Source organism: Paracoccus bogoriensis, from assembly GCF_019431455.1.
Lineage (GTDB): Bacteria > Pseudomonadota > Alphaproteobacteria > Rhodobacterales > Rhodobacteraceae > Paracoccus > Paracoccus bogoriensis.
In genome coordinates this window covers 1-22,241 of sequence record NZ_JAHYSR010000011.1, presented here as the reverse complement: position 1 = coordinate 22,241, position 22,241 = coordinate 1, and the positions used below count along the sequence as shown (strand labels likewise).

Here is a 22,241-nt window from a genome sequence, read left to right as displayed (position 1 = left end):
GCGTCGGGGGCCTTTGCCATGCCGGATCGACGATTGCGGGCTGGCCTTCGGGGCCTCGATCCGCTAGGGGACCGGCAAAACCTCTGCATCAAGGCCCTCATGGATATCCGCAACATCGCCATCATCGCCCACGTTGACCACGGCAAGACCACACTTGTGGACCAGCTGCTGCGCCAGTCGGGGGCCTTCCGCGAGAATCAGGCCGTCGCGGAACGCGCGATGGACAACAACGACATCGAACGCGAACGCGGCATCACCATCCTGGCCAAGGCGACATCGGTCGAGTGGAAGGGCACGCGCATCAACATCGTGGACACGCCCGGCCACGCTGATTTCGGCGGCGAGGTCGAACGCATCCTGTCCATGGTCGATGGCGTCTGCCTTCTGGTCGATGCGGCCGAAGGCCCGATGCCGCAGACGAAATTCGTGACCTCCAAGGCTCTGGCGCTTGGCCTGCGTCCCATCGTGGTGCTGAACAAGGTGGACAAGCCCGCGGCCGAGCCCGATCAGGCGCTGGACGACGTGTTCGACCTGTTCGCCAACCTGGGCGCCAATGACGAACAACTGGATTTTCCGCATGTCTATGCCTCGGGCATCGGGGGATGGGCCGACATGACGCTGGACGGCCCGCGCAAGGACATGTCGGCGCTGTTCGACCTGATCCTGAAGCATGTCGAGCCGCCCAGGCAGGCCGCCCGCGCCAAGGAACCCTTTCAGATGCTGGCCACCACGCTTGGCGCCGACCCGTTCCTGGGCCGCCTGCTGACCGGCCGGGTCGAGGCCGGCACGGCCCGCGCCGGCGACACGCTCAAGGCCCTGTCGCGCGACGGCGAGCGGATCGAGCAGTTCCGCATCAGCAAGATCCTGGCCTTCCGCGGCCTGACCCAGACCCCGATCGAGGCGGCCGAGGCGGGCGACATCGTGACCATCGCGGGCATGTCCAAGGCCACCGTGGCCGACACGCTCTGCGCGCCCGAGGTGGACACCGCCCTGCCCGCGCAGCCCATCGACCCGCCGACCATCAGCGTCACCTTCGGCATCAATGACAGCCCGCTGGCCGGTCAGGATGGCAAGAAGGTGCAGTCCCGCGTCATCCGCGAACGCCTGATGCGCGAGGCCGAGGTCAACGTCGCCATCAAGGTCGAGGACACGCCGGGCGGCGAGGCCTTCGTCGTCTCGGGCCGGGGCGAATTGCAGATGGGCGTGCTGATCGAGAACATGCGCCGCGAGGGCTTCGAACTGTCGATCTCGCGCCCGCGCGTGATCTTCCGCGAGGAGAACGGCCAGCGTCTGGAGCCGATCGAAGAGGTCATCATCGATGTCGATGACGAATATACCGGCGTGGTGATCGAGAAGCTGACCGGCGAGCGCAAGGGCGATCTGGTGGACATGCGCCCCGCCGGCGTGGGCAAGACCCGCATCATCGCCCATGTCCCCGCCCGCGGCCTGATCGGCTATCAGGGCGAGTTCATGACCGATACGCGCGGCAATGGGGTGCTGAACCGCATCTTTCACGGTTGGGCCCCCTACAAGGGCGCGATCCAGGGGCGCCGCCAGGGCGTGCTGGTCAGCATGGAGAACGGCGTTTCGGTCGCTTATGCGCTGTGGAACCTGGAAGAGCGCGGCAAGATGTTCATCGGCGCACAAGAGCAGGTCTATCAGGGCATGATCATCGGCGAGCATTCGCGCGACAACGACCTGGAGGTGAACCCGCTCAAGGGCAAGAAGCTGACCAACGTGCGCGCTTCGGGCTCGGACGAGGCCGTGCGGCTGACACCCCCGGTCCGCATGTCGCTGGAAGAGGCCATCGCCTATATCAACGACGACGAACTGGTCGAGGTGACGCCGCGCAACATCCGCCTGCGCAAGCGCCATCTGGATCCGCATGAGCGCAAACGCCAGGCGCGCGCGGACGGCTGATTGCATAGAATTGGATCTGTTTTCCGGCCCGTCCCCGCGGGTCGGGATGATCGCATTCAGGCAAGACGTTGATCGACCAGCCGTTTCGGTGAATACGCCAGATGTGGGGTTTCGGCCTTCGAGATGTCCGGTCCGCTTCAGCCACCGGCTTGACCTTGCCAACCCCGATGCGAAGCCTCATTTTCAAACCGGTTGGTTCTGGGTCTTTTTTCGTGTCGCTGCGTTCATTGGTTAACCGGGTCATCCGATGGTCGAGGGCATGATGGGCATGATGACAAGCACATATCCACGCCAATCCCCGAATCTGCACGAGCGCGCGATGGCAGCCTCGTTGCAGTTGACGGACAGTCAGGGTCGGGTGCCGTCGCTGGCGCAGATCGCCGAGGTGATCGACGTGCCGAAAGCCAGCATCGACCCGGTCTTTTCCGAGGGGCGCGATCTGCTGGTCGCCGCGCTTGAACGATCGCTGACCATCCTCATCGACACCTGCACCCGCGCCGTAGTCAAGGTGGATCCCGACGACCCGGTCGCGCAGTTCACCGCCATCGGCGAAGCCTATCTGGAATGGGCAAGCCACCACCCCGCGCAGTTCCGCCTGCTGGCGGATACGCGGCGTCTGGATTATCGCACTGTGCCCAGGCTGCGCCGCTACGTTGACAGCTTGGGCGATCTGATGACGCGGCTTCTGATGCGCGCGCGCGAACAGGGCCGTCTGCATCCCCGAGAGGATGTCGAGATGCTGGTTCTGTCCGCGCGCAGTTTCGCGGTGGGTGCGGCCAGCCTGTTGCTGGACGGGCGGCTTGATGGCCGGCTTGACGGCGCGAGCGGACTTGACTCCGCGAAACGGATGATGCGCGACTTCGTGCTGCGAATGGCCCGCAGCAGCAAGCCCTGAGAGGACGCCCGAGCCCTGGGCGGCCATGCGCGACGGAATTGCCCCTTTCGGCGCTGTTACCCTTGGGTTATGTCGGTCCCCACGCCGGGAAAGATGGAAAGCAGCAGCCGTGACCGATTACATCATCAAGGACATCGCGCTGGCCGATTACGGCCGCAAGGAACTGGACATTGCCGAGACCGAGATGCCGGGCCTTATGGCGCTGCGGGCCGAATATGGCGACAGCAAGCCTCTGGCCGGCGCCCGGATCGTGGGCAGCCTGCACATGACCATCCAGACCGCCGTCCTGATCGAGACGCTGACCGCGCTTGGTGCCGATGTGCGCTGGGCGTCGTGCAACATCTTCTCGACCCAGGACCACGCGGCGGCGGCCATTGCGAAATCCGGTGTCCCGGTCTTTGCCGTCAAGGGGCAGTCGCTGGAAGAGCACTGGGACTACCTTGACCGTTCGTTCCAGTTCCCGGAAGGCCCGAACCTGATCCTGGACGATGGCGGCGACGCGACGCTTTACGTCCTGCTGGGCGCGCGGGCCGAGGCTGGCGAAGACATCATTCCCGTCCCGCAATCGGACGAAGAGGCCGTGATCAAGGCCCAGATCGCCAGGCGCATGGCGCAATCGCCCGGCTGGTTCACGAAGATCCGCAGCCAGATCGTCGGCGTCTCAGAAGAGACCACGACCGGCGTGCACCGGCTCTATGACCTGATGAAGAACGGGCAACTTCCCTTCCCGGCGATCAATGTGAACGACAGCGTGACCAAGTCGAAATTCGACAACAAATATGGCTGCAAGGAGTCGCTGGTGGACGGCATCCGCCGCGCGACCGACGTGATGATGGCGGGCAAGGTCGCGGTTGTCTGCGGCTATGGCGATGTGGGCAAGGGCTCGGCCGCGTCATTGCAAGGCGCGGGCGCGCGAGTGAAGGTGACCGAGGTCGATCCGATCTGCGCGCTGCAGGCCGCGATGGACGGGTTCGAGGTCGTGACGCTGGAGGATGTCGCCGCGACCGCGGACATCTTCATCACCACGACCGGCAACCGCGACGTGATCCGCATCGAGCATATGCGCGAGATGAAGGACATGGCGATCGTCGGCAATATCGGCCATTTCGACAACGAGATTCAGGTCGCTGCGCTGCGCAATCACAAATGGACCAACATCAAGGACCAGGTGGACATGATCGAGATGCCCTCGGGCAATCGCATCATCCTGCTGAGCCAGGGCCGCCTGTTGAACCTGGGCAACGCGACGGGGCATCCCTCGTTCGTCATGTCGGCCAGCTTCACCAACCAGGTTCTGGCACAGATCGAGCTGTGGACCAGGGGCGACGACTACAAGCCCGGCGTCTATATCCTGCCCAAGCACCTGGACGAAAAGGTTGCCCGCCTGCATCTGGACAAGATCGGCGCGAAACTGACCACCCTGACCCCCGAGCAGGCCGCCTATATCGGCGTAAAGCCGGAAGGGCCCTTCAAATCCGATCATTACCGGTATTGACTGCATGACCGAATACACGACCTTTACCTCGGAATCCGTGTCCGAAGGCCATCCCGACAAGATCGCCGACCAGATCAGCGACGCCATTCTTGACGCTATCCTGGCCGAAGATCCGCGCGCCCGTGTTGCCTGCGAAACCATGGTCAAGACCGGCGTGGCGATCATCTCTGGCGAGATCACGACCAGCGCATGGGTGGATCTGGAATCCATCGTGCGCGGGGTGATCAACGATATCGGCTATACCAGCAGCGATGTCGGCTTCGATGGCGCGACCTGTTCGGTCATCAACATCATCGGCAAGCAATCGCCCGAGATCAATCAGGGGGTTGACCGCGACAACCTAGAAGATCAGGGCGCGGGGGATCAGGGCCTGATGTTCGGTTACGCCTCGGACGAAACCGACGTGCTGATGCCCGCGCCGATCACCTATGCCCACCGTCTGGTCGAACGTCAGGCCAAGGTGCGCCGCGACGGCACGCTGCCCTGGCTGCGCCCGGACGCAAAGTCGCAGATCACGATGCGCTACGGTGCTGACGGCCGGCCCGAGGCGATCGACGCGGTGGTGCTGTCCACCCAGCACAACCCGGACATCGCGCTGGCCGACCTGCGCGAGGCCGTGATCGAAGAGATCATCAAACCGGTTCTGCCGGCCGAATGGCTGTCGGCCCAGACCAAGTTCTTCATCAACCCCACGGGCAAGTTCGTCATCGGCGGGCCGGTCGGCGATTGCGGCCTGACCGGACGCAAGATCATCGTGGACAGCTATGGCGGCATGGCGCGCCATGGCGGCGGCGCCTTCTCGGGCAAGGACCCGTCCAAGGTGGACCGCTCGGCGGCCTATGCAGGACGTTGGGTGGCCAAGAACATCGTCGCCGCCGGGCTGGCGAGCCGCTGCGAGATCCAGGTGAGCTATGCGATCGGCGTGGCCGAGCCGACCTCGATCAGCCTGAACTGCTTCGGGACCGAGACCGTGCCGGTCGAACGGATCGTGGCCGCTGTGCGCCGCGTTTTCGACTTGCGTCCCTTTGCCATCATCCGCGAACTGGACCTGTTGCACCCGATCTATCGCCCGACGGCCAGCTACGGCCATTTCGGGCGCGAACCCTATGCCTTGGCCGGAGCCACCGCCTTCAGCTGGGAGCGCACCGACCGGGCCGAGGCCCTGCGCGACGCCGCGCGCTGACGATACGCAAGGCCGCCCCGAACGGGCGGCCCTCGATCCCTGTCTTATGCGGCCCGGCCATCAATAAGCCATGATCCCCCAATAGCGGGTGCCGGTGATGGGCCGGCCCTCATTGGCCAGCAGGAACCCGGAAATCACCCGAACCACGCCCCAGACGGCCAGGAATATCCAGATCAGAAAGCCGATCCCCACAATCATGGTGATCATCGCCAGAAGGCCTATGGCAAGGCTGATCCAGAAGGTGCGAATCTGGAAATTCAGGTGGCTGTCGGCGATCTCGCTGCGGCCGCGCGCAATATAGGCGTAAACCACCCCGATCAGCGAAGGAATCGCCGAGAAATAGCCAAGCGCGTAAAGCGCATAGATGATCTTGGCCGGCATCAGGTCGGGTTCGCGGGTTACGGGGGAATGGGTCATCGGGATGCGTCGCCTCCATAAAGCTTTCTTGCGCGATCCTCGAAGGCGCGCACGATACGCGACATGGCCTCGTGAAAGACCACGCCGATCAGCCTTTGCAGGATAGCGTTGCGGAACTCGAAATCCACAAAGAAATCGACGTCACAGCCTCCTTCGGGGCGATCGGCAAAGATCCAGCCGCTGCGCATGTATCGGAACGGACCATCCAGATATTCGGTGTCGATCCGCAAGCGGCCATCCTTGTCGGCGGGCCATAGCAGCACGCGGCTGCCGAACCGTTCGCGAAAGACCTTGAAGCTGATGACCAGATCGGCCGCGATCTCCTCGGCGCCCTCGGCAGTTTCGCGGCGCGACCGGATGCGCGCGGCGCTGTTCCAGGGCAGGAATTGCGGGTAACTTTCGATATCCGCAACAAGATCATACATCTGTCGGGCCGTATAGGGCAGGTGGCGGCTTTCGTGATGGTGGGGCAAGGCGGTCTCTTGTATTTCGAGGCGGCGTCCGGTTCGACTTCGACCCGGGATTACAGCGGGGGGCTGGCATGAACAACATGGTGTGGCTGCTCAGGGCCGTGAAATGGGCACGAAAACCTCCAAGCGCGCGCATGGTGCGGCTGGTCCTTGCCGTGATCGGCGTGGCGTTGCTGATCGTGCTGGCCGAATGGCTTGAGCTGTGGCCCGACTGGGCCACGATGGATCAGGGGCGCGCCCCCCGCCTGCCCCGCTGATCAGCGTGGATTGCGGCGCCTGACGTGGATCGGAGCCGGTCGCGGGCGTGGCGCCGCCAGCCGCAGCGCGATGGCGAATGCGCTCAGCGCGCCGATCAGGGTCAGTGCAATCAGGGTCATCGAAACCTCCGTCATGGCCCGAAGATCAGCACGGACCGAATGATGTTGAACGCGTCATATTGCCTCGGGCCATGTCAGAGGCAAGACATCCCGCCCCACACGGTCCCGGCACCTCGTCCAACGTCCAGGCCCGGCCGGTCGTTCCCGCATCACGCCCTTGCGACCGCGCGGTGCAGGGACTTGACCTCGGGGCTGGCAGGCAGGATGACCGCCGGAACGATGATCCGAGGGGCATGATGCTGCGCAGGCTTTACGACTGGACCATGGGCCTGGCGGGCCACCGCAATGCCGATGCGGCCCTGTTCGGGGTCAGTTTCGTCGAAAGCTCGGTCTTTCCGATCCCGCCCGACGTGCTGATGATCCCCATGGTGCTGGCCCAGCGCGCCCGCGCGATGGTCATTGCCACGATCTGCACGGCGGGGTCGGTTCTGGGGGCGCTGCTGGGCTACTGGATCGGCGCGGTGCTGATGGACAGCCTGGGGCAATGGGTGCTGACCGCCTATGGCAAACAGGACGCCTATGCCAGCCTTGCCGCGCAATTCGCGCTGCATGGTGGCTGGGCGGTGCTGATCGCGGCGTTGACGCCCTTTCCCTTCAAGGTGATCACGATCTTTTCGGGGGCGGTGGGCTTTTCGCTGCCGCTGTTCATCGCCACCTCGATCCTGGGCCGGTCGCTGCGCTTCTTCATCGTCGCGGGCCTTCTGTGGCGCTTCGGCGAGCCGATCCGCGATTTCATCGAGCGGCGGCTTGGCCTGGTGTTCACCATCTTCATGGCCTGCCTGATCGGCGGCTTTCTGGTCCTGGGGGTTCTATGAACGGCACGCAGATTTCGCTTGTGGCAGGGGCCGGGTCGGGTTTCCTGCTGATCGCCGCGCTTGGCTTTCAGGCGGCGGGCTATGCGCCTTGCGAATTGTGCATCCTGCAGCGCTGGCCGCATGTGGCGGCCCTGGCTGTGGCGGGGCTGGTCTGGCTGACGGGCCGAGTGCGGGCGCTGGCGGTTATGGGCATGATCGCGGCCGGCGCGGCGATGGGGCTGGCGCTTTACCATGTCGGGGTCGAAATCGCCTGGTGGCAGGGCCCGGCGCATTGCTCGGGCGGGGTTGGCGATCTGGCGCGGCTGTCCACGGCCGAACTGATGAACCGCCTGCAAGCCGCGCCCGTGGTGCGCTGCGACAAGGTGGCGTGGCGGTTCATGGGCATTTCGATGGCGGGTTGGAACGCGATCCTGTCGGCGGGTCTGGCGGGGCTGTGGCTGCTGGCGGCCCGCCGGGGCGACAAACCCGCCTGAAACGCCATTCAAGGCGCTGAAAATCCGGGGGCAAGATTGCCCCGCGCCGCCCTGTCGGCTATACCTCGGACCAACAAGATGTTGAGGACGACCCGTGGCCGACACCCCAGAAGACGATCTGCCCGAAACCCCTGAGAGCGGCGAGGAAACCACCGCCGAAACGCGCATGGTGATGCACCACGACGGGCCGGTGATCGACATTTCCTCCGAGATGCGGACCTCGTATCTGGATTACGCGATGTCGGTCATCGTCAGCCGCGCGATCCCCGATCTGCGCGACGGGCTGAAGCCGGTTCACCGCCGCATCCTCTATGCGATGAACGAGGGCGGCAACACCGCCGACAAACCCTATCGCAAATCCGCCCGCTCGGTCGGCGACGTGATGGGGAAATACCACCCCCACGGCGACAGCGCGATCTATGACGCCCTGGTGCGGATGGCGCAGGACTTTTCCATGTCGTTGCCGCTCTTGGACGGTCAGGGCAATTTCGGCTCGATGGACGGCGATGCGGCGGCGGCCATGCGCTACACCGAGGTCCGCATGGACAAGGTGGCGAATTACCTGCTGATGGATATCGACAAGGACACGGTCGATTTCCAGGACAATTATGACGGCAAGGACCGCGAGCCGACCGTCCTGCCCGCGCGCTTCCCGAACATGCTGGTCAACGGCGCGGGCGGCATCGCGGTCGGCATGGCCACGAACATCCCGCCCCACAATCTGGGAGAGGTGATCGACGCCACCCTGGCGTTGATCGAAAACCCCGATTTGCCCACCGAACGCCTGCTGGAGATCATCCCCGGGCCCGATTTCCCGACCGGCGCGATCATCCTGGGCCGTTCCGGCGCGCGCAAGGCTTACCTCGAAGGACGCGGCAGCGTGACGATCCGCGCCAAGACGCATATCGAGGAACCCAGGAAGGACCGCTTCGCCATCGTCGTGGACCAGATCCCCTATCAGGTGAACAAGTCCAGCCTGATCGAACGCATCGCGGAACTGGCCAAGGAAAAGAAGATCGAGGGCATTTCCTCGGTCCAGGACGAATCCGACCGCCACGGCGTGCGCGTGGTGATCGAACTCAAGCGCGACGCGACGCCGGATGTGGTGCTGAATCAGCTGTTCCGATTCACCCAGTTGCAGACGACCTTCGGCTGCAACATGCTGGCGCTGAACGGCGGCAGGCCCGAGCAACTGACGCTGCGGGATTTCCTGAGCCACTTCATCACATTCCGCGAGCAGGTGGTGGCCCGTCGCACCGCGTTCGAGTTGCGCAAGGCACGCGAGCGCAGCCATGTCCTCTGCGGCCTGGCTGTCGCGGTCAGCAATGTCGATGAGGTCGTGGCGACCATCCGCAGCTCGGCCGATGCGGCCGAAGCGCGCGACAAGCTGATGGCGCGACGCTGGTCGGCGCACGAGATCGTGGAATACCTGCGCCTGATCGACGACCCGCTGCACCCGGTGAACGAGGACGGCACCTATAACCTGTCCGAGATCCAGGCTCGCGCCATCCTGGACCTGCGCCTGCAACGCCTGACCCAGATCGGCGTCAGGGAAGTCACGGACGAGCTGCAATCGCTGGCCGATGCCATCCGCGATTATCTGGCGATCCTGGCCTCGCGCGATCGGATCATGGGCATCATCTCGGACGAGCTGCGCGAGGTGCGCGACCTCTTTGCCGTTCCGCGCCGCACCGAGATCGTGGACTGGTCCGGCGACATGCTGGACGAGGATCTGATCGAACGCGAGGACATGGTCGTCACCATCACTTCGGGCGGCTACATCAAGCGCACCGCACTGGCCGAGTTCCGTAGCCAGCGGCGTGGCGGCAAGGGTCTGTCCGGCATGGCAACCAAGGAAGACGACGTTGTCACCACGCTGTTCGTCGCCAACACGCATACCGAACTTCTGTTCTTTACCACTGACGGAATGGTCTATCGGCTCAAGACCTGGCGGCTGCCGCTTGGGGGGCGGACCGCCAAGGGCAAGGCCATCGTCAACATCCTGCCCATCAATCCCGGCGTCTCGATCGCCGCGCTGATGCCGGTCGATGCGCCCGAAACCGAGTGGGAGAAATACCAGGTCGTCTTTGCAACTTCAGCGGGCGACGTGCGGCGCAATGCGCTGTCGGACTTCACTACGGTCAAATCGAACGGCAAGATCGCCATGAAACTGCCCGAAGGCGTCAGCCTGATCGGCGCCCGCATGGCGACCATCGACGACGACGTGATGCTGCTGACCGCCAAGGGCCGCGCGATCCGCTTCCCTGCGACGGCGGTGCGGGTGTTCAAGGGCCGCGATTCGACGGGCGTGCGCGGCATCCGGCTGGCCGATGACGATAGCGTGGTCAGCATGGCCGTGATCCGCCATTTCGAGGCCGACCCGGCCGAACGCGCAGCCTATCTGAAGATGCGCCGTGCCGTGGCGGGCGCGCTGGATGACGGCTCCGAGATCGACGAGGACGAGGACGCCGCAGAGGCTTTGATCGAAGGCAGTATCACCCAGGAACGCTATGCCGAGATGTCGGCAGCCGAAGAGCTGATCCTGACCGTCACCGCGCGTGGGGCGGGCAAGATCAGTTCATCCCATGATTACCCGGTGCGCGGCCGCGGCGGTCAGGGCGTCATGGCGATGGACCGCGCGATGCGGGGCGGCGATCTGGTCGCGGCCTTCCCGGTCGAGATGGATGACCAGATCATGCTGGCCAGCTCGACCGGGCAGTCGATCCGGGTGCCGGTAGAGGGGATCAGCTTCCGCTCGCGCACGGCCGGCGGGGTCAAGGTCTTCAACACCACCAATGGCGAGGTCGTCGTTTCGGTGGCCAGGATCGCCGAACAGGGCGACAGCGAGGCATTGACCGAAGGGTCGGAAGGCTGACACCATGGGCCCGGCCCATCAGGGGCCGGGATTTCTTCATCACCCGAGGGGCGACGTGGACCAATCGAACGAAGCGGTTTTGCGCGAACGGCTGCAAACCGGATTTCTGGGCATCATCGCCTTTTCGCTTTTGCTGTTCATGTTGGTCCAGGCGCGCTTCATCCTGATCGCGCTGGCCATCGCAATCATCCTGTTCTCGCTGACATCGGACGCGATTCATGCCATTTCGACCCGGCTCAAGGTGCCGAACTGGCTGGCCACGACGCTGGCGCTGATCGCCATTGCGCTTGGCATCCTGTGGGTCTCGACCACGATTGTGGCTCAGGTCAACGAGATCGTGTTCCTGTCCATTACCTATGCCGAACGCGCGCTGGTCGCCCTGCCCGCCCTGACAGAACGTCTTGGCCCCGAGGCGCAGGAACGGATCATGCTGACGATCACGAACTTCAACATCACCGGCTGGATCCGGTCCCTGGCCGGGCAGGCCGGCGGCATCCTGCAAGGCAGCGTGCTGGTGATCCTGTTCGTAGGCTTCATGTTTGCCGAGCGCGTCTGGTTCCCGCTGAAGGTCGAGCGCCTGACCGAAGACGCCGACAAGGCCCTGCGTATCCGGCGCATCATTTCGTCGATCATGCATCGCGTGAACCGCTATCTGGTCGTCAAGACCGGGGTCAGCGCCGTCACCTCCGTGCTGGTCTATGCGATTTTCCGCGCGGCAGGGCTGGAACTGGCCATGGCTGTGGCGATCCTGACCTTCATCCTGAACTTCATCCCCTCGGTCGGGTCGATCATCGCGACGGCGATCGCCACGATCCTGGTCTTTGTGCTGTCCGGAGACATGACAATGACGGCGATCATCGGTGTCTCGATCACATTGGTTCAATTCGTGATCGGCAATGTCCTGGACCCGATGCTTCTGGGTCAGACATTGCGTCTGTCCAGCTTCGGGATCATCCTGTCGCTGGCCTTCTGGGGCGCGGTCTGGGGAATACCGGGCATGTTCCTGGCCGTGCCGATCATGGTCGCGCTGATGATCGTCTGCGCCCATGTGCCCTGGCTGCGCCCCGTGGCGGTGATGCTGTCGCGCGAGGGGCTGCCCGATGACGGCAGCGGCGATCCCGTCAAGACCGAACCGAACCGGATCAGCAACGGCGCCGCCTGACACTCGGCGCCTACCCTGTCAGCGCCCCTTCCGTCAGCGGCCATCCAGATCGAGGTCGGGGGCGTCGTCTTCGTCAGGCAGGGCGCGGGCTGTTTCCCGGCGCGCCGCGGCGATCCGCGGATCAGGCTGGCCGGGCAAGGCTGCCGGCGCGGCTTCGCGCGGGCCGGTATGGCCCGGCAAGGCCTCAGGGTTGCGCAGCCAGATATCGCGCTGCGCAAAGGGGATCTCGATTCCTTCCTCGGCGAAGCGGCGCACGATCTCGTGCAGAAGGTCCGAGGTGACACCGATCCCGGTGCCGACATCGGCCAGGATCGCCCGGATCTCGAAGTCCAGCGAATCCGCACCAAGCGCCCTGAACACGATCGAAGGCGGCGGGTCGATGGCCACCAGCGGATGGTCTTCGGTGATCTCGCGCAGGATGCGTTCCACTTTGCGGGTATCGCTGCCATAGGCCACGCCGACGGGAATGATGATGCGCCCGATCTTGTTGTGCCGCGTCCAGTTCGTGACCGGCTGGCTGATGAAATCGCTGTTGGGCACGATGACTTCGGTCCGGTCGAAGGTCTCGACCAGGGTCGAACGAATCGAGATGTTCTTGACGATACCTTGCTGACCGCCTGCGCTAACCCAATCGCCCACACTGACGGGGCGTTCGATCAGCAGGATGATTCCGCTGACAAAATTCGACACGATGTTCTGCAAGCCAAAGCCGATGCCGACCGACAGGGCCCCCGCCACGATGGCAAAGGCCGACAGGTCGATCCCCGCCGAGGTGATGGCGACCAGTGCGGCAAGGAAGATCCCGACATAGCCCAGGCCGACCACAACCGCATTCTGGCCACCCGCGTCCAGCTTGGTCTTGGGCAGGATCGAGTTTCGGAACACACCCTGCACGACGCGCGTGAGGCCATAGCCCAACGCAAAGACGATCAAAAGCATCAGCACCGCGCCCGGCGACAGCGTGACGCCGCCAAGGCTGAACCCCGCAAGGAAGCGCTGCCAGTATTCTGCCAGTTCGCTGGTCGAGGCCCCCCAGATCAGCAGGAAAAGGGGGATCGACAGCACGACCAGCGCAAAGCCGATCAGCAAAGGCGCCAGCCCCTCGCGCGCGCCTTCGGCCCCGCGCTGCAACAGGTGGAAGAGGTCGGCAATGAAGTCCTGCAACAGGATCAGCAGCGCAACCACAGCCAGGGACAAAAGCCAGGGCCAGACCAGCAGGTTGCCCAGGTTCACATAGCCCGCTGCCGTGGCCAGGATGGCCAGCGGACCGACGACCCGCGTCAGCCGTCCGGCCCAGGCCATGACCCAGTGGCGATAGGACAGATCCTGCGTCACCGCCTCGCGCGTCAGACGGCGCAGGATATTGCCAAGCCGCACCATCGCCAGCCCCGCCAGCGTGATCAGCGCCAGATGCCAGACCCCCGCCCCGGCCTCGGGGAAAAGCAGCGGCACGCGGCTGACCTGCGCCTCGCCCTGTTCATAGAGCCCGGCCAGAGGCAGCGCCGCCCGCGTCATCAGGTGATGAACCGCGAAAAGCACCGCCAGTGCCCGCACCATCCGCCCGGCCGAAACGCGGGCTTCCTCGGTCATGTGCAGCGAGGTATAGGCTATCGCCTTTTGCGGAAACAGCGACCGCGCCAGCCAGACGCCGCCGAACAGGATCACCGCCGACATGGGCAGCGCGTTCAGAAAGGGCGTCGTCCAGGGGCCGGGCAGGCCCGTCGCCTGCAACGCACTGATCAGCAGCGCCACCCCGATCATGGGAATCGCGATCTGGCCAAGCGAGGTGACGAAGGCCAGCACCGCGCGCGAATGGTCCGAGGCTCGGACCGACAGGCGCGAAGGCAGCGAATCAACCCAGGCACGGCCATAGGTCAACAGCGCCAGTGCGGCCAGAAGATAGGCGATGACCGTGGGCAGCTTGGGGCGCAGGGCGGCCATCGTCTCGGGCCCAGCCCCGCGCAAGGCGATCTCGGCGCCCACGCCCTCGGCCAGGGAAAGGCTGGCCGAGATCGCCTGTGCCCATGATCCTGGCAATAGCGGCGATGGCGTCTGCTTGGTCAGCTCCAGCGCCTGACGTTGGCGCATCACCTCGTCGATCTGGGCGATCACGGAATTGGCCCGGCTGACGGCCTCGGCGGCGGCCACGCGAGGGGCCTGGGCGGTGGCAAGCTGCTGATTCAGTTCGGCGCGGCGCGCGGCGGTTTCCTCGGCCTCGGCCTCACCTTCGGCCGGAGGGGGACCAAGCGCGTCGATCTGGCTGCGAAGCGTTGCGATCCGCTCGGCGTTGACGTTCTGCCCTTCGCGCAGCCGGTCACGCCACTCGACGATGCGGGCGCGGGTCTGGGCAAGCTGGGCGTTGGTCGCCTGGGGGTTGACGATCAGTTCCTCGGCCCGTTCTGCGACCAGTTCCCATGTCTGGAAATTGATCACCTGTTGGCGTTGCTGAGCGGACAAAGGCGCGGCCAGCGCCATGGTCAGGACCAGCAGCGCCGCAGCAAGAACGGATCGTAGCATCGTTATCCTTCAAACACTTCGGGCAGGACAGGCGCATCGCGGGTCAGCCATCCCGGCACTGGCAGCCCCTTGGCCCGCAGGAATTCGGGATTGAACAGCTTTGTCTGGTAGCGCGTTCCGTAATCGCACAGGATCGTGACGATCGTATGGCCCGGCCCCATCTCGCGCGCCATGCGGATCGCCCCGGCGACGTTGATCCCCGATGAGCCGCCAAGGCACAACCCCTCGTGCTCCAGAAGATCAAAGACGATAGGCAGTGCCTCCTGGTCGGGGATGCGCCAGCTGAAATCCGGGGTAAAGCCCTCGAGGTTCGCCGTGATGCGCCCCTGTCCGATGCCTTCGGTGATCGACGAGCCGGGACTGTCGAATACGCCAGTCGTGTAGAAGGAATGAAGCGCCGCGCCCTCGGGGTCGGCCAAGCCGATCTTGACCCCGCGCGGGGCCAGGGCCGCCGCCACGCCGGCCAGCGTGCCGCCCGATCCCACCGCGCAGATGAAGCCATCGACGCGGCCCTGCGTCTGGTTCCATATCTCGGGGCCGGTCGTTTCGAGATGGGCCTGACGATTTGCGACGTTGTCGAATTGATTGGCCCAGATCGCGCCGTTGGGTTCGGTCCGGGCCAGCGCCTCGGCCAGGCGGCCCGAATAGCGGACGTAGTTGTTGGGGTTCTTGTAGGGCGCCGCCGGAACCTCGACCAGGGTCGCGCCGGCCAGCCGCAGCATGTCCTTCTTTTCCTGGCTCTGCGTCTCGGGGATCACGATGACGCTGCGAAAGCCCATCGAGGCGCCGACCAGCGCCAGACCGATGCCGGTATTGCCCGCCGTGCCCTCGACGATGGTGCCGCCAGGGCGCAGGACACCGCGCGCCACGGCGTCCTTGATGATGTAAAGCGCCGCGCGGTCCTTGACCGACTGTCCGGGGTTCATGAACTCGGCCTTGCCGAGGATCTCGCAGCCGGTTTCCTCGCTGGCACGCTTCAGACGGATCAGGGGCGTGTTGCCGATCGCATCGGCCAGATCAGAACAGGTTCGCATGGCGATCGACCTTTCTCCGGTTGGTGTGACATTGCGCTTTACCTACACATGCCCCCGCCCGAGGGGCAAGCCTGCCCCCGCATGGACAGGCCCTCCGCGCGCACTACGCCTTGGAACCCGCACCCGGCAGGCCAAGCTCCGCGCGCATTGCGTCTGCCCGCAGCGCCAGCCACAGGGCAAGCGAGGCCAGCGGACCATTCGTGATCTGCCCCGCCAGAACCATCGCGGTCAGATCGGCCCGCGGCAGCAGATGGCCGCGGATGTCCTCGGCTTCTCCGTCAAGGCCGTGGATCCCTTCGACCCCATCCGGCAGATCGGCGATACCGACGAATTGATAAAGGAATTCGCAGACGGCGCCGGGGCTGGGATAGGCGTCAAAGGCGTGCAAGAGACGACCAAGCGCCAGGTCGGCCTCTTCGCGCGCCTCGCGGCGGGCCGCGTCCTCGACGCTTTCGCCGGCATCGACCCGGCCTGCGATCGGTTCGAGAAGCCAGGGCTGAGGATCGCCGCGCAGAAAGGGGGCGGGGCGGAACTGCTCGATCACCAGCACGCGATCGCGCACCGGATCCCACGGCAGCAGAACGACCGCATCGCCCATCAGGAATCCCTCGCGGGTCATCGGTTCGGTCATCCCGCCATCGTGGCGGCGATGGCTCAGCACCAGCTCATCCATCGCGAAATAGCCCGAGGCGAGCCGCCTTCGGGCATGGACCTGCACGTCAGCCGGGTCGCGCGGCGCCACCACACGCCCACCCGAACGGGCAGAGCCCCCTGCCCGCAGACGGCTGGCGGCCCAGATCGCCGTCATTGGCAGCCGCCAGGCCAGATGGGCCGCATCGGCGTCGGCGGGAGCGTCGAGGATCTGCCGCGCGATCTCGCAGGCCAGCCCGGCATCCCAGGTCATCGCGTCCCAGGGGGCGCCAGGCGGGCCGCCAATTCCCAGCACGGTCTCGCCCTCGATCTCCTGTGGCCCCAGGCCCATCACCGCCGCATAGCGCGCAAGCTCCGGACCGGGCGTGACACGCAGCCCCGTCACACTGCCCGCGCCCGGTATCAACGCCGGCCATGCGTCACGCTCGATCCCGGCCCGGGCCCCACCCGTCAGGCATCCCGGAAGCGCGACAGGCTGCCCCTCGACCCGCAGCACAGCCGCGAGGGATGGATGGGCCAGCGGCCCCAGCAGGACGACGCTCACAATTCGTGGCCTTCGTCGCGCATCGCGGCGGCACGCCCCATCTCGCGCGCGGTCTGCACAAAGACCTCGTCGAAGCCGTTGAACAGCAGGTCTGCCAGAAGCAGCCCCTCGGGTGCGGTGGCAAAGTCGATATAGGACTCGATCTCGGCATCGCTCAGCGGCGAATAGGCCAGCATCAGGAAGGCCTGCATCCAGGTCTCGGCCTCGATCGCGATCTCGTCTTCCTGAGCCCAGGCATCGGCCACCAATTCATCAGGCGTGGGGACCATGTCGAAGCCACCCGCCTCGGCGTAGCCTTGCGAAAAGGCGATGCTGGTGTTCATCCCGGTCGCCACATTGGGCGAGATCAGATCGGCCTCGTCGATCAGGCGCCGGATCAGGCGGGCGCGCGACCCTTGCGCGGCGTCGGCGCTCTGGAAAGCCAGCCGGGCGGCCTCTTCGATTTCGGGGTCCAGCATCGCCGCGCGGGCACTGTGCTCCAGCGCGGCCAGGCGAAGGCCCGGACCACTTTCGTAGAAGGCCAGCGCCCGATCCAGAAGCGCCGGATCGGCCTGCTCCGCCGCACGCCCCAGCGCGTGGCGGAGCATCGGTCCAAGCCGCGCGGGGTCGTGAATGCGCGACACGATCTCGGGCCAGCCAGGCGACCCGGCGGACATCAGCCCCTCCTCGACCAACTGGGCGGCGCCGCTGCGGGCCTCTTGCTGCAAGGTCGGGACCAGCGCCTGCATCTGCAATGCGTCCCAGATGCGCTGTCCCTGGTGCTGTTCCTGGGCAACCTGCCAGAGCGGCGCGGACGCATGGGCGGGATGGGGCAGAGGCGCAGCCGGCAAGAGGGTCAGCATCGCGATCAGACAGAGAGCCGGGGACATTCGGCACCCCCTTTCGTGGTCAGGGATATTTCCGCCATTTTTCGTAAAAATCCTCTTGCGCTTCAACCCCCGGCCCTCTAGATGGCTGCCCACCACCCAAGAGCGCGGAGAGGTGCCGGAGTGGTCGAACGGGGCGGTCTCGAAAACCGTTGAGCCTTCACGGGTTCCGTGGGTTCGAATCCCACCCTCTCCGCCAGAATTTTCCCCGCCAGGACGACGAAAGCGCCAGAAAATGCTGGTGCTTTCGTCATTCTGGGCCGCGCGCCGTTCGGAAACGGGCCTGGATTGGTTCACTTGATGGTTCACAATCCGCCTGCAAGGCCCTTGCGCCGTTCCGGGCATTCTGCCCATATCGGCGCATGAGAATCCCGACCGTCATCCTGCGCGAGAACACTTGGCATATCCGCAAGCGGGTGCCGGTCCGCTATGCCGCGATAGAGCCGCGACCCATCATCCACATCAGCCTGCACACCGATAGCCGCGCCATCGCGCAGGCAAAGGCGGTGCAGGTCTGGTCGGAACTGATCGAAGCCTGGGAGGCAAAGCCGGACGGTGCCGAACAGGAGGCCGAGGCGCGCATGGCGGCGGCGCGTAACCTGGCCCAGCGTCGAGGCTATCGCTATTCTCCGCGCCCGAGGTCGCCAGACTGCCGATCAACGACCTGCTGGCGCGGATCGAAAGCACGGTGGACGGGGCTGGACGGTTCGACCCGCGCGAAGCCGACGCGGCGCTGGGGCTGGCCTCGCCCCCTGCTCTGACGGTCGCACAGGCATTGGACTGCTTCCATGAAGTCGCGGCCGAGGATTTGCGCGGCAAGAGCGCGGATCAGATACGGCGCTGGAAGAACCCCCGGATCAAGGCCACCAGGAACGTCATCGACGTGATCGGCAACAAGCCCGTGGCCGAGGTCACGACCGAGGATATGTTTGCCTTCCGCAAGTGGTGGGTGGATCGCGTTCTGGACGGTGAGGCGCGAGCCGATACCGCCAACAGGGATTTCGTTCACCTGGTCGGAATGTGGAAGCGTGTTTGCCGGTCGCGCGGGATCGCCCTGGGCTTCTCGACCGAAGGGCTGATGCTCAAGCAGGACAAGGACAAGGACGATGTGCGCCCGCCCTTCTCGCGCGACTGGATCAAGGGCAAGCTGCTGGCGCCGGGCGCGCTTGATGGATTGAACAACGGATGCGCGGCTGATCCTGCTGGGCATGATCAACACGGGATACAGGCCGTCCGAGGGAGCCGGGTTGCTGCCTGACGAGATCCGGCTGTCCGACAATGTGCCTCATATCGTGATTCAGAAGAACAGAAACCGGGGGCTCAAGACCGGGCATAGCAAGCGGGTGCTGCCGCTGGTCGGTATCGGCCTCGAAGCGTTCCGGGCCGCGCCCAGGGGCTTCGCCCGCTATGCCAGCAACAGCGCGACGCTATCAGCCACGGTGAACGAGTATCTTCGGGGAAAGGGGCTTCTCGAGACCGTCCGGCATTCGCTCTACTCGCTGCGCCACAGCTTCGAGGACCGGCTACTGGTCGCGGGCGTGGATGAACGGGTGCGTCGCGATCTGCTTGGCCATGCGCTGAACCGGGAACGCTACGGATCGGGCGGCGATCTGGTGTTCCTGCGCGATCAGGTCTTGAAGGCTGCGATCTAGGCGCGGCCTGCAAGCGTATCTGCGTTCGCCCGCAGCAGCGCCCTGGCACGCTCGACCGGGCTTGGCGCTTTCCGGGCCATCATCAGCGCCCGCGCGGCTTCAAGCTCCCGTTCGATCCGCTCGAAGATGGGCAGCGCGGCCGGGTCGTGATCGAGCGCGCGTTCGAGGCGCGCGACAGAGGACGGGTTCACCAGATGGCGTAGGGCAGTCACTTGTCGCCCCACTTGCGCCAGAGGGCCGCGAAGGCCTCGTTCAGGATGCGCTCGATGTCCTTGGCGGTCATTCGTCGCCCGCATTGCTGGCGCTGACCGGCGCATTGGTGCGGATTGAGGGCCGAGAAATCGAACTGACGCCAGAGCAGTTCGACACTGCGCGCAAATCGCCGACCGAAGCCAGGCGATGCGAACGACACCCGCGACGACGCGATTGCGGACCTGCACGCTATGGAGGAACAGCGCAATGCGCAGGGCATGGTGACAGATGCCCGGCTCGAGGATCGCATCGGGTGGCAGAAGCGCCTCGCGGACAGCATGGGCGGCGGGAAGGATGCCCTTGGAGAAGGCGCTGACCAGCGACCGCCTTCCGACAGGATCGTATCGGAGGATGTTAACCCAGAACGGCGAGTCGCTGCCGCTGAAAGTGTGGCCGCGCAAAGTCGACCTGAAGCCAACAACGCTCCGCGAGAGGTTGCGGCGCGGGTGGACGGTCAGACGGGCCTTGATGACCTTGGTTTAAGCTCCGATCCCGCAGCTTTCGTTCTCGCGCCGGATGGGTCCGACACGTTCGGTCAGATCAGCACCGATATCGCCGCAGCGATTGGACGGCAGGGCGGCCCAATCCGGATGCGGATTGGCGACAATGCCTCGGGAATGCGCCATATCGAGGCGCGACACGGCGACCAGATTCGTGACTTGGGTTATGAGAGCATTCCTGACTTCGTGGCGAGTATCGCCCGCAATTTCGAGGCGATCTATCGGCGCGACGACCGGGCTCTTGATCTCGTTCTCGACGCCGATCAGCGCGGCTTGCTGGTCGTTCAACTTGAACCTGACGCGAGCGGAGACTTCCATGACGTGCGGACCGCAACGCCGATCCGGCGCGGTCAGTATGATCGGAAGGAACCGCTCTGGGAGAAAACCGGGCCCAGAACCTCGTCGGACTTGTCCAACCCCCTTGATCCCAAGGGCCAGAGCGGTGCTGTTAATATGGGCGCTGACGATGCGTCGGGCAAGACTGCCCCGCGCCCCACCGCGCCGGATGCGTCCAGTTCTGGACCGATCAGCACGGCACCGAGAGCACCGGCCCCGCGCCCTACCGCCACAGAGGGTATATCCAATTCTGGACAGACCCCTGATGCCCCAGGTCCGGCCCCCGCCGCATCCGGCATCGCCGCCGCGTTGTCGCCGGAAGATCAGGCTCGCATGGCCGAACTGAAGAAGAAGCTGGCGGCCAGGCTGCGGAATCAGGCCAATAGCGGCCTCGACCCGGAGATCCTTGGCATGGCCGTCGAACTGACCGGCCTCTACATCAAGGCGGGCGCCCGCAAGTTCGGCGCGATGCTGCGCGACTTCATGGGCGATACCGGCCTGACCGTCGCGGAGTCCCAACGCTACATGCGCGCGGCCTATGCCGATGTGCGCGACAACATGGACCTGAACGGCGAGGACGTGAGCGGCTTTGACACGGCCGATCAGGTCATGGCCGAGGTTCGCAAGGCGCTGGCCGAGGAAAACGCTGCACCTGAGCAATCGACTGGCTCGCAGGATGCTGCGGATCGTGATAATATCGGGCGAAATGCACAGAAGGAGGGCCGATCCCATGATCGAAACGGCATTGATGAAGGCGATGATCGAGCAGGCGCCAGCCAAGGCGCGCGCGATCCAGAACCGGGGGCCGAACGCACTCAGGGAATACGTCGAGGACGTGGTGGCAAGAACGCGGGCGAATCTGGACCCGAACCCGCGCAAGAACGACCCGTGCGGGGACGTGATGATGCGCGAGATGGTGATGGCGGAAGCCTTGGCAGAACTGACGATGGGCGACGACTAGAGGCCCCTCGGAACCATGTCATCCCCGAGAGCGGTCTTGATTTGCCCGGAGGTGACAAGACCCGCGCCCGCAACGCGATCAAGACCATTGAGATTGTTCGCACCCCTGAGCGCGAAGGGCGCCCGGCCACTGATGACGAGCGGGCTGCGATGGCGAAATACGGCGGCGCGGGCGTTCTCGCCCCGGCCCTGCCCGATAGCACCGGTCGTGTCAGGATGCCGGACATCGCGGCCGACCTGGACCGCCTGCTGACGCCCCAGGGAACGCACGACGGTCGAAAAGACCAGCCAATATGCGTTCTATACGGCCGAGACCGTCTTGCGGAATATGTGGGCTCTGGCGCAGCGCCTTGGTTTCAAGGATGGGCATGTGTTCGAGCCTGGTATGGGTGTCGGTGGCTTCGCGGGCACGATGCCTGCGGGTATCAATGCCCCTTATCACGGCATCGAACTGGCCCACATCACGGCAAAGATTGCAGCGGCTCTTTATCCCCGCGACGACATCAGGCACGGCGACTTCATCCAGACCGCGTTGCCACGCTGAACCGCCCCTGGTTTACCGGAGAGTAAGACACTCAAGGGATGAGCCCTATGAGCAAGCAGAGATTCACCCCCCGCCTATCCGGCCGAGCTTCGCGAACGCGGTGTTCGGCTTTTTCGAGAGAACCGCGCCTAATACGCGAGCGACACTGACCTGCCCCTGTTTTAGGGCCACTCGTAAGTCGAGTTTGTTCTCTTTTTGTGTGCCATTATTCGGCGGCGTGAGCAATGGGCGCAGGCGCGGAGCCATCAATCAGCTCAAGCGGCTGCGCCCATTGCGTTTTATCGAAGGGCCTCGCTGCTGCGA

21 protein-coding genes and 1 tRNA gene are annotated in these 22,241 nt (G+C 64.9%); 14 read left to right on the top strand and 8 right to left on the bottom strand.

Features of this window, described 5'->3' with window-relative positions; translation table 11 throughout:
- Positions 1–99: 99 nt before the first annotated feature.
- The 4 genes from typA (at position 100) to metK (ending at position 5,493) form a co-directional block, all read left to right on the top strand.
- Positions 100–1,920, top strand: a complete 1,821-nt coding sequence (gene typA, locus KY389_RS07110; RefSeq protein ID WP_219830197.1) for a translational GTPase TypA — start codon at positions 100–102, stop codon at positions 1,918–1,920.
- A 271-nt stretch (positions 1,921–2,191) separates the two neighbouring features.
- Positions 2,192–2,815, top strand: a complete 624-nt coding sequence (locus tag KY389_RS07105) for a TetR-like C-terminal domain-containing protein (RefSeq protein WP_219830196.1) — start codon at positions 2,192–2,194, stop codon at positions 2,813–2,815.
- A 109-nt stretch (positions 2,816–2,924) separates the two neighbouring features.
- On the top strand, positions 2,925–4,310 hold the full coding sequence (gene ahcY, locus KY389_RS07100; protein ID WP_343222920.1) for an adenosylhomocysteinase: 1,386 nt from the start codon (positions 2,925–2,927) through the stop codon (positions 4,308–4,310).
- 4 nt (positions 4,311–4,314) lie between these two features.
- Complete coding sequence (gene metK / locus KY389_RS07095) at positions 4,315–5,493, top strand: methionine adenosyltransferase (RefSeq protein ID WP_219830194.1); 1,179 nt, start codon at positions 4,315–4,317, stop codon at positions 5,491–5,493.
- Positions 5,494–5,553: 60 nt separating this feature from the next.
- Here metK and KY389_RS07090 read toward each other — a convergent pair whose 3' ends face one another.
- Both KY389_RS07090 and KY389_RS07085 read right to left on the bottom strand, forming a co-directional pair.
- Positions 5,554–5,910, bottom strand: a complete 357-nt coding sequence (locus KY389_RS07090) for a DUF4870 family protein (RefSeq protein ID WP_219830193.1) — start codon at positions 5,908–5,910, stop codon at positions 5,554–5,556.
- Positions 5,907–6,383: a type II toxin-antitoxin system RatA family toxin gene (locus tag KY389_RS07085; protein ID WP_219830192.1), complete on the bottom strand. Its 477-nt coding sequence runs from the start codon at positions 6,381–6,383 to the stop codon at positions 5,907–5,909. Before KY389_RS07085 ends, KY389_RS07090 begins: the two co-directional genes overlap by 4 nt.
- Before the next feature lie 68 nt (positions 6,384–6,451).
- Here KY389_RS07085 and KY389_RS07080 point away from each other — a divergent pair, with 68 nt between their 5' ends.
- From KY389_RS07080 to KY389_RS07060, 5 genes are all read left to right on the top strand, one after another.
- Positions 6,452–6,637: a hypothetical protein gene (locus KY389_RS07080; protein WP_219830191.1), complete on the top strand. Its 186-nt coding sequence runs from the start codon at positions 6,452–6,454 to the stop codon at positions 6,635–6,637.
- Between the two features lie 356 nt (positions 6,638–6,993).
- Positions 6,994–7,572: a YqaA family protein gene (locus KY389_RS07075; protein WP_219830278.1), complete on the top strand. Its 579-nt coding sequence runs from the start codon at positions 6,994–6,996 to the stop codon at positions 7,570–7,572.
- Positions 7,569–8,045 carry a disulfide bond formation protein B gene (locus tag KY389_RS07070; protein ID WP_219830190.1) on the top strand — a complete coding sequence of 159 codons (477 nt, stop codon included), beginning with the start codon at positions 7,569–7,571 and terminating at the stop codon, positions 8,043–8,045. The genes KY389_RS07075 and KY389_RS07070 overlap by 4 nt, the downstream gene beginning before the upstream one ends.
- Positions 8,046–8,211: 166 nt before the next feature.
- Positions 8,212–10,920 carry a DNA gyrase subunit A gene (gene gyrA / locus KY389_RS07065; protein WP_219830277.1) on the top strand — a complete coding sequence of 903 codons (2,709 nt, stop codon included), beginning with the start codon at positions 8,212–8,214 and terminating at the stop codon, positions 10,918–10,920.
- Positions 10,921–10,924: 4 nt separating this feature from the next.
- The gene (locus KY389_RS07060) at positions 10,925–12,082 is read left to right on the top strand and encodes an AI-2E family transporter (protein WP_219830189.1); all 1,158 of its coding nucleotides are present in this window, start codon (positions 10,925–10,927) and stop codon (positions 12,080–12,082) included.
- A gap of 33 nt (positions 12,083–12,115) precedes the next feature.
- Here KY389_RS07060 and KY389_RS07055 read toward each other — a convergent pair whose 3' ends face one another.
- The 4 genes from KY389_RS07055 to KY389_RS07040 form a co-directional block, all read right to left on the bottom strand.
- The gene (locus tag KY389_RS07055) at positions 12,116–14,599 is read right to left on the bottom strand and encodes a DUF3772 domain-containing protein (protein ID WP_219830188.1); all 2,484 of its coding nucleotides are present in this window, start codon (positions 14,597–14,599) and stop codon (positions 12,116–12,118) included.
- A gap of 2 nt (positions 14,600–14,601) precedes the next feature.
- Complete coding sequence (locus tag KY389_RS07050) at positions 14,602–15,633, bottom strand: cysteine synthase A (protein ID WP_219830187.1); 1,032 nt, start codon at positions 15,631–15,633, stop codon at positions 14,602–14,604.
- A gap of 103 nt (positions 15,634–15,736) precedes the next feature.
- Positions 15,737–16,828: an NUDIX domain-containing protein gene (locus KY389_RS07045; RefSeq protein WP_219830186.1), complete on the bottom strand. Its 1,092-nt coding sequence runs from the start codon at positions 16,826–16,828 to the stop codon at positions 15,737–15,739.
- A complete protein-coding gene (locus tag KY389_RS07040; RefSeq protein WP_219830185.1) occupies positions 16,825–17,697 on the bottom strand; it encodes a DUF2059 domain-containing protein in 873 nt (290 codons plus the stop codon). The genes KY389_RS07045 and KY389_RS07040 overlap by 4 nt, the downstream gene beginning before the upstream one ends.
- 106 nt (positions 17,698–17,803) lie before the next feature.
- Here KY389_RS07040 and KY389_RS07035 point away from each other — a divergent pair.
- The 4 genes from KY389_RS07035 (at position 17,804) to KY389_RS15330 (ending at position 19,346) form a co-directional block, all read left to right on the top strand.
- Positions 17,804–17,893: transfer RNA gene (locus KY389_RS07035), tRNA-Ser, on the top strand.
- A gap of 163 nt (positions 17,894–18,056) precedes the next feature.
- On the top strand, positions 18,057–18,455 hold the full coding sequence (locus KY389_RS15340; protein WP_246588005.1) for a DUF6538 domain-containing protein: 399 nt from the start codon (positions 18,057–18,059) through the stop codon (positions 18,453–18,455).
- Positions 18,383–18,952: a hypothetical protein gene (locus tag KY389_RS15335; protein ID WP_246588004.1), complete on the top strand. Its 570-nt coding sequence runs from the start codon at positions 18,383–18,385 to the stop codon at positions 18,950–18,952. The genes KY389_RS15340 and KY389_RS15335 overlap by 73 nt, the downstream gene beginning before the upstream one ends.
- A complete protein-coding gene (locus tag KY389_RS15330) occupies positions 18,942–19,346 on the top strand; it encodes a site-specific integrase (protein ID WP_246588003.1) in 405 nt (134 codons plus the stop codon). The genes KY389_RS15335 and KY389_RS15330 overlap by 11 nt, the downstream gene beginning before the upstream one ends.
- On the opposite strand, the gene KY389_RS07025 is transcribed toward KY389_RS15330, so the two are convergent.
- Positions 19,343–19,558 carry a hypothetical protein gene (locus KY389_RS07025; protein ID WP_219830184.1) on the bottom strand — a complete coding sequence of 72 codons (216 nt, stop codon included), beginning with the start codon at positions 19,556–19,558 and terminating at the stop codon, positions 19,343–19,345. The two genes, KY389_RS15330 and KY389_RS07025, sit on opposite strands and share 4 nt — an antisense overlap.
- Positions 19,555–19,758: a hypothetical protein gene (locus KY389_RS07020; RefSeq protein ID WP_219830183.1), complete on the bottom strand. Its 204-nt coding sequence runs from the start codon at positions 19,756–19,758 to the stop codon at positions 19,555–19,557. Before KY389_RS07020 ends, KY389_RS07025 begins: the two co-directional genes overlap by 4 nt.
- 31 nt (positions 19,759–19,789) lie before the next feature.
- Here KY389_RS07020 and KY389_RS07015 point away from each other — a divergent pair, with 31 nt between their 5' ends.
- Complete coding sequence (locus tag KY389_RS07015; RefSeq protein WP_219830182.1) at positions 19,790–21,964, top strand: hypothetical protein; 2,175 nt, start codon at positions 19,790–19,792, stop codon at positions 21,962–21,964.
- Positions 21,965–22,241 lie beyond the last annotated feature (277 nt).

Bases quoted from the DNA above. Each gene is read 5' to 3' on its own strand.
- typA (WP_219830197.1), top strand. From the start codon at position 100: ATGGATATCCGCAACATCGCCATCATCGCCCACGTTGACCACGGCAAG.
- KY389_RS07105 (WP_219830196.1), top strand. From the start codon at position 2,192: ATGACAAGCACATATCCACGCCAATCCCCGAATCTGCACGAGCGCGCG.
- metK (WP_219830194.1), top strand. From the start codon at position 4,315: ATGACCGAATACACGACCTTTACCTCGGAATCCGTGTCCGAAGGCCAT.
- KY389_RS07090 (WP_219830193.1), bottom strand. From the start codon at position 5,910: ATGACCCATTCCCCCGTAACCCGCGAACCCGACCTGATGCCGGCCAAG.
- KY389_RS07080 (WP_219830191.1), top strand. From the start codon at position 6,452: ATGAACAACATGGTGTGGCTGCTCAGGGCCGTGAAATGGGCACGAAAA.
- KY389_RS07075 (WP_219830278.1), top strand. From the start codon at position 6,994: ATGCTGCGCAGGCTTTACGACTGGACCATGGGCCTGGCGGGCCACCGC.
- KY389_RS07070 (WP_219830190.1), top strand. From the start codon at position 7,569: ATGAACGGCACGCAGATTTCGCTTGTGGCAGGGGCCGGGTCGGGTTTC.
- gyrA (WP_219830277.1), top strand. From the start codon at position 8,212: ATGGTGATGCACCACGACGGGCCGGTGATCGACATTTCCTCCGAGATG.
- KY389_RS07060 (WP_219830189.1), top strand. From the start codon at position 10,925: ATGGGCCCGGCCCATCAGGGGCCGGGATTTCTTCATCACCCGAGGGGC.
- KY389_RS07055 (WP_219830188.1), bottom strand. From the start codon at position 14,599: ATGCTACGATCCGTTCTTGCTGCGGCGCTGCTGGTCCTGACCATGGCG.
- KY389_RS07050 (WP_219830187.1), bottom strand. From the start codon at position 15,633: ATGCGAACCTGTTCTGATCTGGCCGATGCGATCGGCAACACGCCCCTG.
- KY389_RS07040 (WP_219830185.1), bottom strand. From the start codon at position 17,697: ATGTCCCCGGCTCTCTGTCTGATCGCGATGCTGACCCTCTTGCCGGCT.
- KY389_RS15340 (WP_246588005.1), top strand. From the start codon at position 18,057: ATGAGAATCCCGACCGTCATCCTGCGCGAGAACACTTGGCATATCCGC.
- KY389_RS07015 (WP_219830182.1), top strand. From the start codon at position 19,790: ATGGAGGAACAGCGCAATGCGCAGGGCATGGTGACAGATGCCCGGCTC.